General features: G+C 55.3%; 8 protein-coding genes. 7 read left to right on the top strand and 1 reads right to left on the bottom strand.

Annotated elements, in window-relative coordinates; genetic code table 11:
- Nucleotides 1–10: 10 nt before the first annotated feature.
- Complete coding sequence (gene gltB / locus OKC27_RS18620) at nt 11–4,468, bottom strand: glutamate synthase large subunit (RefSeq protein WP_182939394.1); 4,458 nt, start codon at nt 4,466–4,468, stop codon at nt 11–13.
- Between the two features lie 611 nt (nt 4,469–5,079).
- Between gltB and OKC27_RS18615 the strand changes: the two genes are divergently transcribed.
- From OKC27_RS18615 to OKC27_RS18585, 7 genes are all read left to right on the top strand, one after another.
- Complete coding sequence (locus OKC27_RS18615; protein WP_182939395.1) at nt 5,080–6,009, top strand: TIGR01212 family radical SAM protein; 930 nt, start codon at nt 5,080–5,082, stop codon at nt 6,007–6,009.
- A gap of 374 nt (nt 6,010–6,383) precedes the next feature.
- Nucleotides 6,384–8,528, top strand: a complete 2,145-nt coding sequence (locus tag OKC27_RS18610; RefSeq protein WP_042057686.1) for a type I secretion system permease/ATPase — start codon at nt 6,384–6,386, stop codon at nt 8,526–8,528.
- Nucleotides 8,521–9,954, top strand: a complete 1,434-nt coding sequence (locus OKC27_RS18605) for an HlyD family type I secretion periplasmic adaptor subunit (protein ID WP_162491778.1) — start codon at nt 8,521–8,523, stop codon at nt 9,952–9,954. Before OKC27_RS18610 ends, OKC27_RS18605 begins: the two co-directional genes overlap by 8 nt.
- Nucleotides 9,955–9,992: 38 nt before the next feature.
- The gene (locus OKC27_RS18600) at nt 9,993–11,318 is read left to right on the top strand and encodes a TolC family outer membrane protein (protein ID WP_042057685.1); all 1,326 of its coding nucleotides are present in this window, start codon (nt 9,993–9,995) and stop codon (nt 11,316–11,318) included.
- A gap of 134 nt (nt 11,319–11,452) precedes the next feature.
- A complete protein-coding gene (locus OKC27_RS18595; RefSeq protein ID WP_182939728.1) occupies nt 11,453–12,205 on the top strand; it encodes a transglutaminase-like cysteine peptidase in 753 nt (250 codons plus the stop codon).
- A gap of 3 nt (nt 12,206–12,208) precedes the next feature.
- Complete coding sequence (locus tag OKC27_RS18590; protein ID WP_182939396.1) at nt 12,209–14,134, top strand: EAL domain-containing protein; 1,926 nt, start codon at nt 12,209–12,211, stop codon at nt 14,132–14,134.
- A 157-nt stretch (nt 14,135–14,291) separates the two neighbouring features.
- On the top strand, nt 14,292–15,804 hold a 1,513-nt coding region (locus OKC27_RS18585; protein WP_270693975.1), incomplete at its 3' end, for a retention module-containing protein.

Genomic DNA, 15,804 nt, shown 5'->3' with positions numbered 1-15,804 from the left:
GGTTCCCTCCTTATTGCGCCTGGATTCTGAGTTCTGCACTGGAACGGCTGGTGTGACCCAGCAGCGATTTCACGTCGCTGGACTTGGGTTTGATCAGCCTGAACTTGGGCACATAGGAGTCGAAGTTGGCCAGGATCTCCTCGGCGCGCGAGCTGCCGGTCTCATTGAGGTGCGCCGTGATGATGCCGCGCAGGTGCTCCTGATGGATGGCGAGATCCGCCACGTCCAGCAGTTCCACCAGCTCGGGGTTGGTGCGCTTGGCAAAGTTGCCGCACTCGTCGAGCACGTAGGCAAAGCCGCCGGTCATGCCCGCCGCGAAGTTGACGCCGGTCTGACCGAGCACGGTGACGATGCCACCGGTCATGTATTCACAGCCGTTGTCGCCAATCCCCTCGACCACTGCCAGCGCGCCAGAGTTGCGCACTGCGAAACGCTCGCCAGCGGTGCCTGCGGCGTAGAGTTTGCCGCCGGTGGCACCGTAGAGGCAGGTGTTGCCGATGATGGCCGCTTCGTTGGATTTGAACGCCACGCCGACATGGGGCTTGATCACCAGCTTGCCGCCGGTCATCCCCTTGCCCACGTAGTCGTTGGCGTCACCGGTGAGGATCATCTCGAGGCCACCCGCGTTCCAGACGCCGAAGCTCTGGCCTGCGGTGCCGTTGAAGTGCACCTTGACCGGATCCGCCGCCATCCCCTGGTTGCCGTGGCGTTTGACGATCTCGCCGGAGAGGCGCGCACCCACCGAGCGGTCGGTGTTGCGGATGTCGTAGCGGAACTCGCCACCGCTTGAGGTTTCTACCGCTTCCAGCAGATCCGCGACCATTTGCAGGTTGAGCGGCCCCTTGTCGAAGGTGGGGTTGTGCTGCTGGCTGAACAGGCTGGAGCCTGCCGGTGCGATGGGTCTTGCCATAATACCGGAGAGATCCAGCTTGGCCTGACGGGCGGTGAGGCCGGGCAGGGCTTCCAGCAGATCGGTGCGGCCGATGAGGTCGGTCAATTGGGTGACGCCCAGCTGGGCCATCAGCTCGCGGGTCTCTTCGGCGATGAACTTGAAGTAGTTCATCACCATCTCCGGCAAGCCGGTGAAGTGTTCGCGACGCAGCTTCTCATCCTGAGTGGCAACGCCGGTGGCGCAGTTGTTCAGGTGGCAAATACGCAGGTATTTGCAACCGAGCGCCACCATGGGGCCGGTGCCAAAACCGAAGCTCTCGGCGCCGAGGATAGCCGCCTTGATGATGTCGAGACCCGTTTTGAGACCGCCATCCACCTGCAGCCGCACCTTGTGGCGCAGGCCGTTGGCGACCAGCGCCTGTTGGGTTTCGGCCAGACCCAGCTCCCACGGGGAACCGGCATATTTGACCGAGGTGAGGGGGCTTGCGCCGGTGCCGCCGTCATAACCGGAGATGGTGATGAAGTCGGCATAGGCCTTGGCCACGCCGCAGGCGATGGTGCCCACGCCGGGTTCTGAGACCAGCTTCACCGACACCAGACAGCTCGGGTTGATCTGCTTGATGTCGAAGATGAGCTGGGCCAGATCCTCGATGGAGTAGATGTCGTGGTGCGGCGGCGGTGAGATCAGGGTCACGCCGGGCACGGAATAGCGCAGCTTGGCGATCTGGGCGGTGACCTTGTCACCGGGCAGCTGGCCACCTTCGCCGGGCTTGGCGCCCTGAGCCACCTTGATCTGCACCACATCGGCGTTCATCAGGTAGTGGGGGGTGACACCAAAGCGACCGGAAGCCACCTGCTTGATGCGGGAGTTCTTCTCGGTACCGAAACGCTTGGGATCTTCGCCACCTTCGCCGGAGTTGCTCTGACCGCCGAGGCGGTTCATGGCGACAGCCAGTGCCTCGTGGGCCTCAGGGCCGAGGGCGCCGATGGACATGGCGGCGGAGTCGAAGCGGGGGAACAGCTTGTCGGCCGGCTCCACTTGATCCAGCGCGACCGGATTGTCGACCTTCTTCAGGGCCAGCAGGTCACGCAGGGTGGCGACCGGGCGCTCGTTCACCAGACGCGCGTACTCTTTGTAGTCGGCATAGTTGCCGGAGCGCACCGCTGTTTGCAGGGTCTGCACCACATCCGGGTTGTAGGTGTGGTACTCGCCGCCGTGGACGAACTTGAGCAGGCCGCCGTGGGCGAGGGGCTTGCGCACCAGCCAGGCCTGACGGGCCAGATTGTGCTGATCCTGCTGGATGTCGGCAAAGTCGGCGCCTTGAATACGGCTCGACACACCGCGGAAGCAGGTATCGACCACCGACTTGGCCAGGCCCACCGCTTCGAACAGCTGGGAGCAGCGGTAGCTGGCGACCGTGCTGATGCCCATCTTGGACATCACCTTGTAGAGCCCTTTATTGATGCCGTTGCGGTAGTTGACCATGGCCTGGCGCAGGGACATGGTGAGCACGCCCTCTTCAACCTGTTTAGCCAGGGTTTCGTAGGCCAGATAGGGGTAGATGGCGGTCGCGCCAAAGCCCAGCAGCACCGAGAAGTGGTGCGGATCGCGGCAGCTTGCGGTCTCCACCAGAATGTTGGCGTCACAGCGCAAGTTGTTGTCTACCAGGGTGCGCTGTACCGCGCCCACCGCCATGGCGGCCGGGATCGGCAGGGTGTCGGCGCTGATATCGCGATCCGACAGCACCAGCAGCACGGTGCCACTCTTGGCAGCAGTTTTGGCCTCGTCGCAGATGCGCACGATGGCCGCTTCCAGCCCCTCTTCTGGCTTGAAGTTGAGGCTGATTACCTGATGACGGTAGTACTCACCCTCCAGTGCCAGCAGTTGGTGGAAATCAGAGTAGAGCAGGATCGGTGACTGAAACAGCACCCGGTGGGCGTGGCCGAAGGTCTCGTTGAAGACGTTCTGCTCGCGACCGATACAGGTCGCCAGCGACATCACGTGGTTTTCCCGCAGCGGGTCGATGGGCGGGTTGGTCACCTGCGCAAACATCTGGCGGAAGTAGTCATAGAGGGTGCGCGGGCCGGAGGAGAGCACCGCCATCGGGGTATCATCCCCCATGGAGCCTACCGCTTCCTGACCGTTCTCACCCAGTACCCGGATGATCTGATCCAGCTCCTCGAAGGAGTAGCCAAACAGCTTCTGATAGGTTTTCAGCTGATCGTCGGCAAATTCGCGACGGCCGGTCTGGCTGTCGTCCATCTGCTCGAATGGCACCAGTCTGGTGCAGTGCTTGTCCATCCACTGCTTGTAGGTGTGGCGGTTCTTGAGATCGTCATCGATCTCGAAGCTGGTCCACACCTTGCCGTTGCTGGTATCGACCACGAACAGCTCGCCCGGGCCGACCCGGCCCTTCTCCAGCACTTCGTCCGGGGTGTAGTCCCAGGTGCCGACCTCAGAGGCCAAGGTTATGAACTTGTCCTTGGTGATGACGTAGCGGGCCGGACGCAGGCCGTTTCTGTCCAGCGCGCAGGTGGCGTAGCGACCGTCGGTCATGACGATACCGGCAGGGCCATCCCACGGCTCCATGTGCATGGAGTTGAAGTCGTAGAAGGCGCGCAGGTCGTCATCCATGTTCGGGTGCTTTTGCCATGCAGGCGGGATCAACAGACGCATGGCCCGGAACAGGTCCATACCACCGGCGAGGAAGAGGTCCAGCATGTTGTCGAGGCTGGAGGAATCCGACCCCGTGGTGTTGACGAAGGGGGCCGCTTCCTGCAAATCGGGAATGAGCGGCGTCGCAAACTTGTAGCTGCGTGCCTTGGCCCACTGGCGGTTGCCGGCGATGGTGTTGATCTCGCCGTTGTGGGCCAGATAGCGGAACGGCTGGGCCAGCGGCCAGCGCGGGCTGGTGTTGGTGGAGAAGCGCTGGTGGAACACGCAGATGGCCGCCTGCATGCGGATGTCGGCGAGATCCAGATAAAAACGCGGCAAGTCCACCGGCATGCACAGCCCTTTATAGACAGTGACCAGGTTGGAGAGGCTGACGATATAGAAGTAGTCGTCGTTGATGCGCTTCTCGATACGGCGGCGCACGATATAGAGGCGGCGCTCCAGATCCTGTTCAACCCAGCCGGGGGGCGCGTTGACAAAGACCTGTTCAATACTGGGCAGGGAGGCTTTGGCGATAGGACCGAGCACATTGGTATCGACGGGTACTTTGCGCCAGCCGACCAGACTCAGGGTCTCTTTTTCCAGCTCTTCGTCGATGATGTCGCGAGTGGCTTGCGCCAATACGGGGTCGGGGTTGAGAAACAGCATGCCGACCGCGTACTTGCGGCCAAGGTGCCATCCCTTCTCTTCGGCGACCGCGCGATAGAAGCTGTCGGGTTTTTGCAGCAGCAGACCGCAGCCATCGCCGGTCTTGCCATCGGCGGAGATCCCGCCGCGGTGCTGCATGCGAGCCAATGCTGACATCGCGAGACGAACAAGCTTGTGGCTGGCTTCCCCTTCCATGTGGGCCAACAGGCCGAAGCCACAGTTATCCCTCTCCAGCTTTGGATCATATAGTGACATTGCATTTCTCCCTTGCTCGGCCTTGCATCGCACAGTCATCACCTGACTGCATAAATTGCGATTGGCTCTTGTGGTTCCGTCTGCCTGACGTGGCGAATCTCCAAACTAATGGGATTTTCTGACGAGGTCAATCGCAGGTCAGGTTTGTCTTCATGGTTACATTCGCATAACAAAATGTCGGATTGGAGGGGTTAATTGGTTGGGGTGATGTGGTTGTTCTGTATAATTTGATTTTTTTGGTTAAATATATCGCCATTGAAAGGTTCAATGGTGCGCTCAGCGACTGTGGGTGAATGTAGTAATTTTACCAACCCGACGTTGCCGACAGCGGATGGGATCACATTTTCAATATCCCATGCTTGCAATTGTGTGCTGTCGGGTCTCTTTGAAATTTTCATTGTTCAACAGTGAGTTATCGGGTCTCATTTTCATATGAACGTTTACTGTTGGAATGATCAACGATCTGCCAGACTCCATTTTTTGCGCTTTTTCTCTATATTTATTCAAATTTGACCGGATATTTATATGTTTTGCCCCCTTCGCTAGCTTGATCCAGCTCAGCCCCTGTTTTGCGCAAGCTCGTACAATGACGCTCCTTTAGCGGAGGTGTCATGCAGTTACACGAACTCGTCAATACATTCGGTCAGGATCTCAAGCAGCGTCACGGTCAGAAGATCCACAAACTCTCCATCCACGGTGCCTTCACCTGCCCGAACCGGGACGGCACCCTGGGCCGCGGTGGCTGCACCTTCTGCAATGTCTCCTCTTTTGCCGACGAGTCGGCCCAGCAACTCTCCGTGGTGCAACAACTGCTGGCACGCCGCGATGAAGTCACCCGTGCCAAGCGTTATCTCGCCTACTTTCAGGCCTATACCAGCACCTATGCCGAGGTCGAGTATCTGCAGCGTATGTATGAAGATGCGCTGTCGGTGAGCGATATGGTGGGGCTCTGTGTGGGCACTCGCCCTGATTGCGTGCCGGATGCGGTGCTGGATCTGCTGGCGGGCTATCAGGCCCGGGGTTACGAGGTGTGGCTGGAGCTCGGGCTGCAAAGCGCCAACGACAAAACCCTGCAACGGATCAATCGCGGCCACGGCTATGCCGCCTATGAGGATGCGGTAAGACGTGCCCATCAGCGTGGCATCAAGGTATGTGCTCATCTGATCGTTGGCTTGCCAGGCGAAGTGCCGATGGACAGCCTCGATACCCTGCATCGCATCGTGGAGACCGGCGTTGAGGGGATCAAGCTGCATCCGCTTCATGTGGTTGAGGGCAGTACTCTTGGCAAGGCATGGCAAGCGGGGCGGCTTGAGGTATTGACGCTGGAGCAGTATGTGGAAGCAGCTGTCGCCATGATCCAGCACACGCCGCCCGAGGTGGTGTATCACCGGATCTCGGCATCGGCGCGCCGTCCGACCCTGCTGGCGCCGGTCTGGTGTGAAAATCGCTGGACGGCCATGGCGGACATTGCCAAAGCCCTCTCATTGAGCGGCCCGCAAGGTCACTCGCTGGGAAGACCCTTCATACTTCCTGACCTATAATTGAGTGCGTAGTTATTATTTTTACAAAAAACATAGGGTTATATAAAAAAGTTCATACCGTAAACTATAGTTTTGGTACGTTTCGGTTGATATAGTGATGCGCCATAAAAAATGTCGTTATCAATTAACATCGGCATTCACTCTGGTTAGCGTGTTAGCATGACATCGATGAAATCATGCTTTACCAATAATGAATCATGCTGCAATTGTTTCCTGACTGGTAAATATGGGGAAGGTTGCGCTTTATCCAGACCGGTTTATCTACTGAACAGGCACCTCAGTGGGAGTGTGACTCGGTGTTGAGAGTCGCTATTGCAGGATAATATGAGTGGTTATTCTTCGTGTCGGCCTCATTTATGCAGTGACAGGATGCTATGCAAGCAGAAACAAGTCGTATTGATGAGTTATTGGAGTGTCTGGTCTTCTTGACCCGTTTTTATGGTGTGCCCAACAGCCAGGATGCCCTGACGACCGGGTTGCCACTGGTCTCCGGACGCCTGACTACCGCACTCTTTTGCCGTGCTGCCGAGCGGGGCGGTTTATCCGCCCGTGAAGTGATCCAGCCACTGGCCGATATCTCTCCCTTGCTGCTGCCCTGCGTATTGCAGATGCGCAGTGGTGGCGCCTGCATTTTGCTGGAGTGGAACGAAGATCGCAGCCAGGGCAAGGTGATCTTCCCGCAGGCCGGTGATGCCGCGCAATGGCTGACGGCTGCCCAGTTGGGTGATGAGTATCTGGGTCGCCTCTTCTATGTGAAGAAGCAGTTCAAGTTTGACGAGCGCTCGCCCAAGGTGCTGGAAACCCGTGATGGCCACTGGTTCTGGAGCACCTTGTTCGAATCCCGCGGCATCTATCGTGATGTATTGATCGCCTCCATTCTGATCAACCTGTTTGCCATCGCCAGCCCCCTCTTTACCATGAACGTCTATGACAAGATTGTGCCCAATCTGGCGTTTGATTCGCTCTGGGTACTGGCGGTCGGGGCCATGGTGGTCTTTACCTTCGATTTTGTGATGCGACAGTTGCGCAGTTACTTTATCGATATCGCCGGTAAAAAGTCCGATGTGCTGTTGTCGGCCAAGATTTTCGCCAAGGTAATGGGCATGCGGATGGAGTCTCGTCCCGCCTCTACCGGTGCTTTCGCCAAACATCTGCAGGAGTTTGAATCGGTGCGGGAGTTTTTCACCTCCGCGACCGTTTCGACCCTTATCGATCTTCCCTTTGCCGTCTTCTTCCTCTTTATCATCTGGATGTTTGCCGGCGTGATGGTGGTTGTGCCCATCGTGGCCATGCTGATCCTGGTCGCCTATAGCTTTTATATACAAGAGCCGCTCAAGCAGTCCATCGAAGAGGGCTCGCGTCTGGCCTCCCAGAAAAACGCCAACCTGATTGAAAGTATTTCCGGGCTGGAAACCGTCAAGATCTTCGGTGCCGAGAGTATGTTCCAGCATCGCTGGGAACAGGCCGTCTCCCATATTTCCACCTGGGGCGTGCAGACCCGCCGCATTACCAACTCCATGTCATCGCTGGCCAGTTACATCCAGCAGGTGGTGACCGTCGGACTGGTGATCGTCGGTGTTTACCAGATATCCGAAGGCTTGGTCACCATGGGGGGGATGATTGCTGCCGTGATGCTCTCCAGCCGAGCGATTGCGCCCATGGTGCAGCTCTCCGTGCTGTCGACCCGCTATAACCAGGCCAAGTCTGCGTTGGATATTCTGGAAAAAATCATGCAAACCCCGGGGGAGCAGGAGGAGGGCAAGCAATATATTCATCATCCGGTGATTGCCGGTCGCATTGAATTTGAAAATGTCTCCTTCAAATATCCGGGAATGGAAACCAGCACTCTGCACAATATCAATTTGCGTATTCAGCCGGGTGAAAAGGTGGCGATTATCGGCCGGATTGGTGCGGGCAAAACGACCCTTGAGAAATTGCTGATGGGACTGTATCGGCCGACCGATGGTTCGGTGCGCATCGATGGATTTGAACTGGATCAGCTGCCCTCTGCGGTGATCCGCCGCAATATCGGCTGTGTCCCGCAAGATGTCATCCTGTTCTTTGGTTCGGTGCGAGACAACATCATGCTGGGCAATCCACTAGTGGATGATGTGCGGGTTTTGCGTGCCGCCAAGCGGGCGGGCGTCACCAACTTTACCAACCGGGATCCCAACGGGCTGGACCGCCAGATTGGCGAGGGGGGCCGCCAGCTCTCCGGTGGCCAGCGTCAGGCGATCTTGCTGGCGCGCGCCCTGCTCAATGATCCCCCCATTCTGGTGATGGATGAGCCGACCTCCAACATGGACAACCAGTCAGAGATGCAGGTGAAACAGGAGCTGGCTCGACTCGGCCCGGAAACCACCTTGATCCTCATCACTCACAAGACCTCGATGCTGGATGTGGCGTCACGGGTGATTGTCATCGAACAGGGGCAAATTGTTGCTGATGGCCCCAAAGAGGCGGTGTTGCAGCAGTTGAAGGAAGGCAAGGTGCGTGTGCAGGAGGTGTCTCATGGTTAAGGGGATCATGAGCTGGTTCAAACGCAGCAAAAAGGCGCCTTCCGGCGATGTATTGCCAGCACCCGAGCATCTGGAGTTTGTCGATGATGGTGCTGCGGCTGTACTGCTGACCACGCCGACCGGCGCTCGCATCCTGCTATGGTGCTGTTTCCTCTTTTTCATGAGCGCCATCGTCTGGGCGGCCTGGGCCGAGCTTGATGAAGTCACCGTGGGTCAGGGCAAGGTGATCCCATCCCGCCAACTGCAGGTGATCCAGAACCTGGAAGGGGGGATCGTCAAAGAGATCTTCGTCAAGGAGGGCGACATCGTCGAAAAGGGGCAGCCACTGCTGCGCATCGATGACACCCGTTTCCGCTCCGATTTTCGTGAGCGTGAGCAGGAGGTGGTCACCCTGAAAGGGGATGTGGCCCGTCTGCGCGCCGAGATGGCCAGTGTCGAGGTGAAAAATGAGCCTGCGCTGGGATGGCGTGAACAGGTGGTAGTGGGAGAGGCACCTATCCAGTTCCCCGATGGTTATGAAACCGTCTTTGCCGAATATGCCAACCGTGAGCGCTCGGTACAGCGGGATCGTCTGAATAACCTGAAGAACCAGCTCTATATTCTTGGTCAGCAGATCGAGCAGAAAGAGCAGGAACTGATCGAACTGAATGCCAAAATCCGTACCGTGAACCGCAGTGTGGATTTGGCCAGACAAGAGCTCAATATTAGTCGTCCGCTGGCGAAAGAAGGTATAGTGCCTCAAGTGGAGCTAATCAAGTTGGAGCGTCAGGTCAACGAGATGCAGGGGGAGCTGGAGAGCAACCGCCTGCTGATTCCAAAACTCAATTCGGTGTTGCGTGAGACCATCTCCAAGCGCAACGATATTGCGCTGAAGTTCAGGGCAGACTCCCAGACCGAACTGAATGAGAAGCAGGGGCGGCTTGGCCAGTTGTCAGAGGGGCAGGTCGGCTTGAGAGACAGGGTGGATCGCACCAGTGTGATCGCACCGCTTAAAGGCACCATTAAAAAACTCAAGATCAACACCCTGGGCGGCGTGGTTCAGCCCGGCATGGATTTGATGGAGATCGTGCCGCTGGAGGATACCTTGCTGGTGGAGGCCAAAGTATCACCGAAAGATATTGCCTTCCTGCGTCCAGGGCTGGAGGCCATCGTCAAAATTACTGCCTATGACTTTACAATCTATGGAGGATTGCATGGCAAGGTTGAACAGATAAGTGCGGACTCGATCCAGGATGAGGAGGGGAACTCCTTTTATCTGGTTCGGGTGCGTACCGAGAAGAGTTACTTGGGCGATGAGCTTAACGCACTTCCCATCATCCCCGGTATGTTAGCCAGTGCTGATATCATTACTGGTAAAAAAAGTGTCCTAGACTATTTGCTGAAACCCATATTAAGGGCAAGGCAGTCGGCACTGAGAGAACGATAAGCCAACAATCTAAAAAACAAAACATGACTGGAGATAACATGAAAAAAACGATTGTTGCCATGCTGGTCAGTGGCATCACCCTGATCCCCGGCCTGGGTCAGGCTCAGACTCTGGAAGAGTCGGTGGCACAGACACTCGCAACGCATCCCAAGATCAAGGAAGCGTTTGATCTTTATCAGGCACGCCTCTATCAGCATGATGGAGCAAAGGGTGGCTATTATCCTACGATCGATCTGCGTGGTGGCGTAGGCTATGAAAAAACTGACAGTCCTTCTACCCGGGCTGCCAGCGCCAACAGCAATATTGATGACTCCATGACTCGTAAAGAGGCAGGACTGAGTTTACGGCAAATGTTGTTTGATGGCTTTGATGTCAGCAACAACGTGTCCAGAACAGAAGCTGAAGCCAATGCCCAGCGTCTGGCGATGATCTCCGAGGCAGAGAACACCGCGCTGCGGGTAGCTGAGGTCTACCTCAATATGCTGCGCCAGCAGGAGATCCTGGAGCTCTCCAAGCAGAACCTGGAAACACACGAACAGATCCGCAGCGACATCAGCAAGCGGACTGATTCCGGGCTGGGTTCTACCGCAGACCAGACCCAGATCGATGGTCGTGTTGCTCGAGCCTATTCGAACCAGGCTGCTGCCGAGAACAACTATCGCGATGCAGAGAGTGAATTTATTCGTGTCGTGAACGAGGTTCCCAAAGATCTGGTACAGCCGGTTCCCAATACCGAGCTTATCCCGACCAGCCTCGATACTGCCCTGAAAACGGCGACCGAAGTCCACCCGACCCTGCTATCTTCCCTGCAGGATATTGAAGCGGCCAAGTATCAGCATGAAGGTGCCAAGTCCGGTTTCTACCCCAATGTGACATTTGAGGTAGATCAGAACTGGAATGAGGATATCGATGCGGTCAAAGGACGTAACGATGACCTGACCGCCATGGTGCGGATGCGTTACAACCTGTTCCGTGGCGGTTCTGATGTGGCAGAGAGCAATGCAACATCGGCGCTCTACTCTCAGGCGAAAGACATTCATCTGAATGCGTTCCGCCAGGTGGAGGAAGGAACTCGTTTGGCCTGGAATGCGAAAGAGTCGCTGGCCAAGCAAAAAACCTTCCTGAAAGAGCATGTTGACGCCAGCTACGATACCGTACAGGCATATAAGAAGCAGTTTGGCTTGGGTCAACGGACATTGCTGGACGTATTGAACACCGAGAACGAATTGTTCGAGGCGCGTCGCAGCTACATCACTGCCGAGTATGATGCACTGCTGGCGGACTATCGCATTCTTAACGCGACAGGCAGCCTGCTCAATGCATTTAGCGTCAAACAACCCGCTGAATGGCAGGCCAAGCAATAACCGTTTGCCCATGATCCAGCCGGGATGATGGACGCCATCATGGTGACTGCTGCTTGCAGTCACCATGTTTGGCTAAAGCAGGTGGTTGCACGGGTTTGAGGAGTGCAGCAGCAATAATGCAGCAGGAATATGATGTGACACTCCAGCGCGGGATCGGTGGCAGATGGTGTTATCTCCTCAATGAATGGAGATACCGATCGCTACGTGCTCTGCGCCACTCCCTATGGATCCTGCTGTTACCCTTCTCACTGTTGCTCTGTGCCAGTCAGCCTTTGCCACAAGAAGATCTCAACTTGATCAAGCGGGCGGAGCAGACTTATGGCGTCAGAGCCGGCAAGCGTGTTACCAGTTGGCGTATGCTGGTCATGGAGACGAAGGGCAGAGCCCTGAGCGAAGAAAAAAAGCTCGAACGGGTAAATAATTTTTTCAATCGGATGCGTTTTATTGACGATATCAAGTTGTGGCGTAAGAAAGATTATTGGGCAACCCCGTTGGAATTTTTGGGGGCAGCCGGGGGAGACTGTGAAGACTTCAGTATTGCCAAATATTCAACTTTGCTTGAATTGGGTATCCCGGATGAAAAAATGAGGATGGTGTACGTCAAGGCGCTCGATTATAACCAGTTTCATATGGTTGTTGCCTATTACGAGACGCCATCATCGGTCCCGGTGATCCTGGACAATCTTATCGGTTCTATCCGTCCGGCAAGTCAACGTCGGGATCTGGTACCTATTTATAGCTTTAACGGTAGTCACTTGTGGTTGATGAAGGCGCGTGGCCAAGGGGAACTGGCTGGTCAATCATCTCGCTTGGGATTATGGAATGATTTACGCAATCGCATGACATCGGGGCGATTGGCTCGGCCTGTGGTGAATTTGGATGATTAACCTATGACGCTCTATCGACAGTTATTAGCCACCATGCTGCTGCTGTTTGGATTGTTATTTGCGGCCACATACTGGGTGCAATTCAATTCAACCCGCACTTATCTGGCGCAGCAACAGGAAACAACGGTCATCAATACAGCAACCTCACTTGGGCTTGCTCTCACCCCCTATCTGGAGAATGGTGACAAGGTCGGTGCCGAGTCGGTGATCCAGGCCATCTTTGATGGCGGCTATTATCGACTGGTTCGCCTCGATCTGCTGGCATCAAAGGATGTTATCGAGCAGGAAAATACCAACACCATTCAGGGTGTGCCGCAGTGGTTTATCAATTTGGGGCTGTTTCCCGAGGTATCCAACGAGTCAATTTTGACGTCTGGCTGGCTGCAGCTTGGAAAATTAAAAGTGGTTGGCCATCCGGGCCAGGCTTATTACGAGTTGTGGCGCGGAATGAGCGAACTGGCGAGCTGGTTTCTGGTCGGTTTCTTGATCACCACGATTTTGTTGATGAGAGCACTTAATTACTTGCTCAAGCCACTCAAACAGATCTGTGAACAGGCAGTCGAGATTGAGCTGCACCATTTTGGTCATACGATACCGGAGCCTAACACCCATGAATTGAAGCAGGTCGTTCAAGCGATCAATACCCTATCAGGCAAGTTGGCGTTGCAGTTCAAAGAGCAAGCCGATGAGGCCGAGAAATTGCGTGAACGGGTTTATGTCGATGCTGTGTCTGGCCTTGGCAACCGCGCCTATTTTGTAGGGCAAGTGAACGCATGGATAGCGGAGGCTGGTCAAGGTGGTGTCATGCTTGTTGCGGTCGATATGCTGGACGATATCTATCGTGATGAAGGCTTTGCGGCCAGAGACAACATGGTCAAATCGATCGCACAGGCCTTGAAAGAGCAATTAAAAGGGTGGGATGGCGCAGCCTTGGCACGGATCTCTGCGACGGAATATGCGTTGCTATGTCCAACCGACGACCTCACTCAGCTCAAGGAGTTGGCTGAAGTGATTAATAGCCGCATCGCCGATCTGGTGGTGAATCCAATGGGCGAAGGCGATGCGCTCTCCGTCATCGGTATTGCCGGTCGTGATGGTAATGATGATCTCTCTGCCTTGTTGACCAAGGCCGATAATGCGCTTGGCAAGGCGCGCAATGAACGCCGCGGTGCTGTCGTGATGGAAGGGGGCACCGAACAAGGTTTGATGGGGCGTTTGGCCTGGCGAGATTTGGTCCAAGATGCCATCTCACGGCAACTCTGGCGTTTCAAAGCCCAACCAGCTTGCCGATTCGATAATGGCGCCAGGTTGCATGCCGAGCTGTTTGCCTCTATCTCCCGTGATGGCACAGACTATTTTGCTGGCCAGTTCTTGCCCGCAATTGAACAGTTCAAATTGGGTGGCGAGTTTGACCAGGCGGTTCTCGATGCCTGCGTTCCTTTATTACAAAAGCAGTCTGATCTGGTGCTTGCGATCAACATCACTGCTGGCTCGCTCTGCTCGGATGAATTTTTAACCTGGCTGACGGGCTATCTGACCGATCATGCCGAGTTGAAAGAGCGGTTGCTATTCGAAATACCTGAAGTCGCCATCATGAAGCATAAAGATAACGTCGCTGCATTGGTGGGCACTTTGCAGGCACATGGCTTCCAGTGGGGGGTTGACCACTATGGTCGTCACTTCCAGTCGCTGGGTTATCTGGAGGAGTTGTCGCCAGCTTATGTCAAGGTCGACCATGGTTATACCAGCCAGGTTATGGAGCCGGGAGCTGACACCTCATTCTTGGCCGCAGTGTGCCGAGCTGCGCACAATGCGGGTGTGACCACCATTGCGACCCGTGTCGAAGATCAACATCAAGTCGAGTTGCTCTCCAAGTTGCATATCGATGGTTATCAGGGATTTGTTCACCCCACCTTCCCATTGTCTTGAATAAGACGCCATAAAATGGCCCCGAATGGGGTCATTTTTATATCTATCTATTCTCTTTTCTCCATCTTTATATAATCAAAGTACACGTAGTGCTGAATGGGGCTGCCTATAGAGCTCTGATTTATATTGAAAAAACTGAACTCTTCGATTTTTTTCCGTGTACCTGTTCGATGCAGATCGAAATGCATACATTTTTGCAACGGAACAGAACGCTATCTCCTTCTACCGTATAGACATCAAGATCTGTCACGTTGGAGCAATGGATATGCGTACCCAAATTATCGACAAGTCCGTGGTTGTCTCAGCCATCGAAGGGAATGTGGAGATTGTGTTGGCTGATGGAAGCCGCCGCCCTCTGCAAAAAGGTGAAATCCTCCAACCCGGAGCCAAGTTGACCATAGCGGATGATGCCAAGCTGGCACTTTCCCCTTATGACGACACACCTGCACAGAATTCACCTACGGGTTCCGAGTCGGTTGAGCCAGGTCAACCGCAAGGGGCTTCGCCCACCGAAGGCGCCCCTTCCGATATTGCCGCATTGCAGCAATCGATTCTGCAAGGTGTGGACCCTACTCAGAATTTTGAGGCTTCTGCAGCTGGTGGTGCTCCTGCTGCCGGTGGTGGTGGCGGTATTGGAGGCGTCGCCGGAGCGAGTGGTAATGGTGGCTTTGTCACTATCGATCGAACTGGTGATGCGACCATTGCCGAGGCCGGTTTTGATACTACTTACGATACAGGTGTCGTTATCAATGAAAATCAGGCAGAAGATTTAATTCTTGAGAATCAACTTGATGATTTGAGTGAAGCCGTCGTGACCCTCGAAGACTCTCAGGTCAGCGGTAATCTGCTCGAAAATAGCACCAATCCTGATGGACCAGCTGATGCCTCTATCGTTTCATATGACTGGGGTATCAACATCGGTGTGCCTGCTGGAGTTGCTGCCACTATTACTGGTGTGGGCACGCTGAGCATCAATCCGGATGGGAGTTATACCTTCACGCCAGCGCCTAACTATGATGGCGCCGTTCCCCCAATAAATTATCAGGTGACTGATGGCCAGGACACAGTGACATCAACACTCGTTATCTCCATCACTCCGGTTGATGAAGAAGTAGATCTGGCTGGGCTGGATCGGGAAGGGGGTGAGGTACAAGTCAGCGATACCAATTTAGCGGATGGCTCGGCTCCCAACGCTGCAGCCTTGACGCAAAGTGGGGTGTTTACCTTCAATGCTCCTGACGGCGTCCAGAGCTTGACTCTGGGGGGCGTTACATTGATCACCGATGGCCAGTTAGGCGCGTCGTTTCCACAGTCCATTATCAGCCCATTAGGAAATGTACTGACCATCACAGCGGTGACCTACAACCCCGCGACCGGTGAAGGGCAAGTCAGTTACAGCTATACCCTTGGCGATAATGAAAACCATACAAGACCCGTCAATGACACCTCCCTGAGCGAAAGCTTCAGCGTTGTACTGATCGATAGTGATGGTGATACGGCCAGCGATACCCTTGATGTCACCATTTTGGATGACATACCAACTCTGGCTGATGGGGAAGAACAATCTGTGCGCAGTTTGGTCCATGAAGATGTGCTGACCAGCGGCAACAGCGAAGGGTCTGGCCAGAGTGTGAGCGCAACAGGGCTGGCTGGTACCCTCAATGGGCTGG

It is taken from the genome of Aeromonas sp. QDB62 (assembly GCF_027705695.1).
GTDB classification, from domain to species: Bacteria; Pseudomonadota; Gammaproteobacteria; order Enterobacterales; family Aeromonadaceae; genus Aeromonas; species Aeromonas allosaccharophila.
Note: the sequence above shows the minus strand (reverse complement) of the source record. Positions and strands in the feature narration are given on the sequence as shown.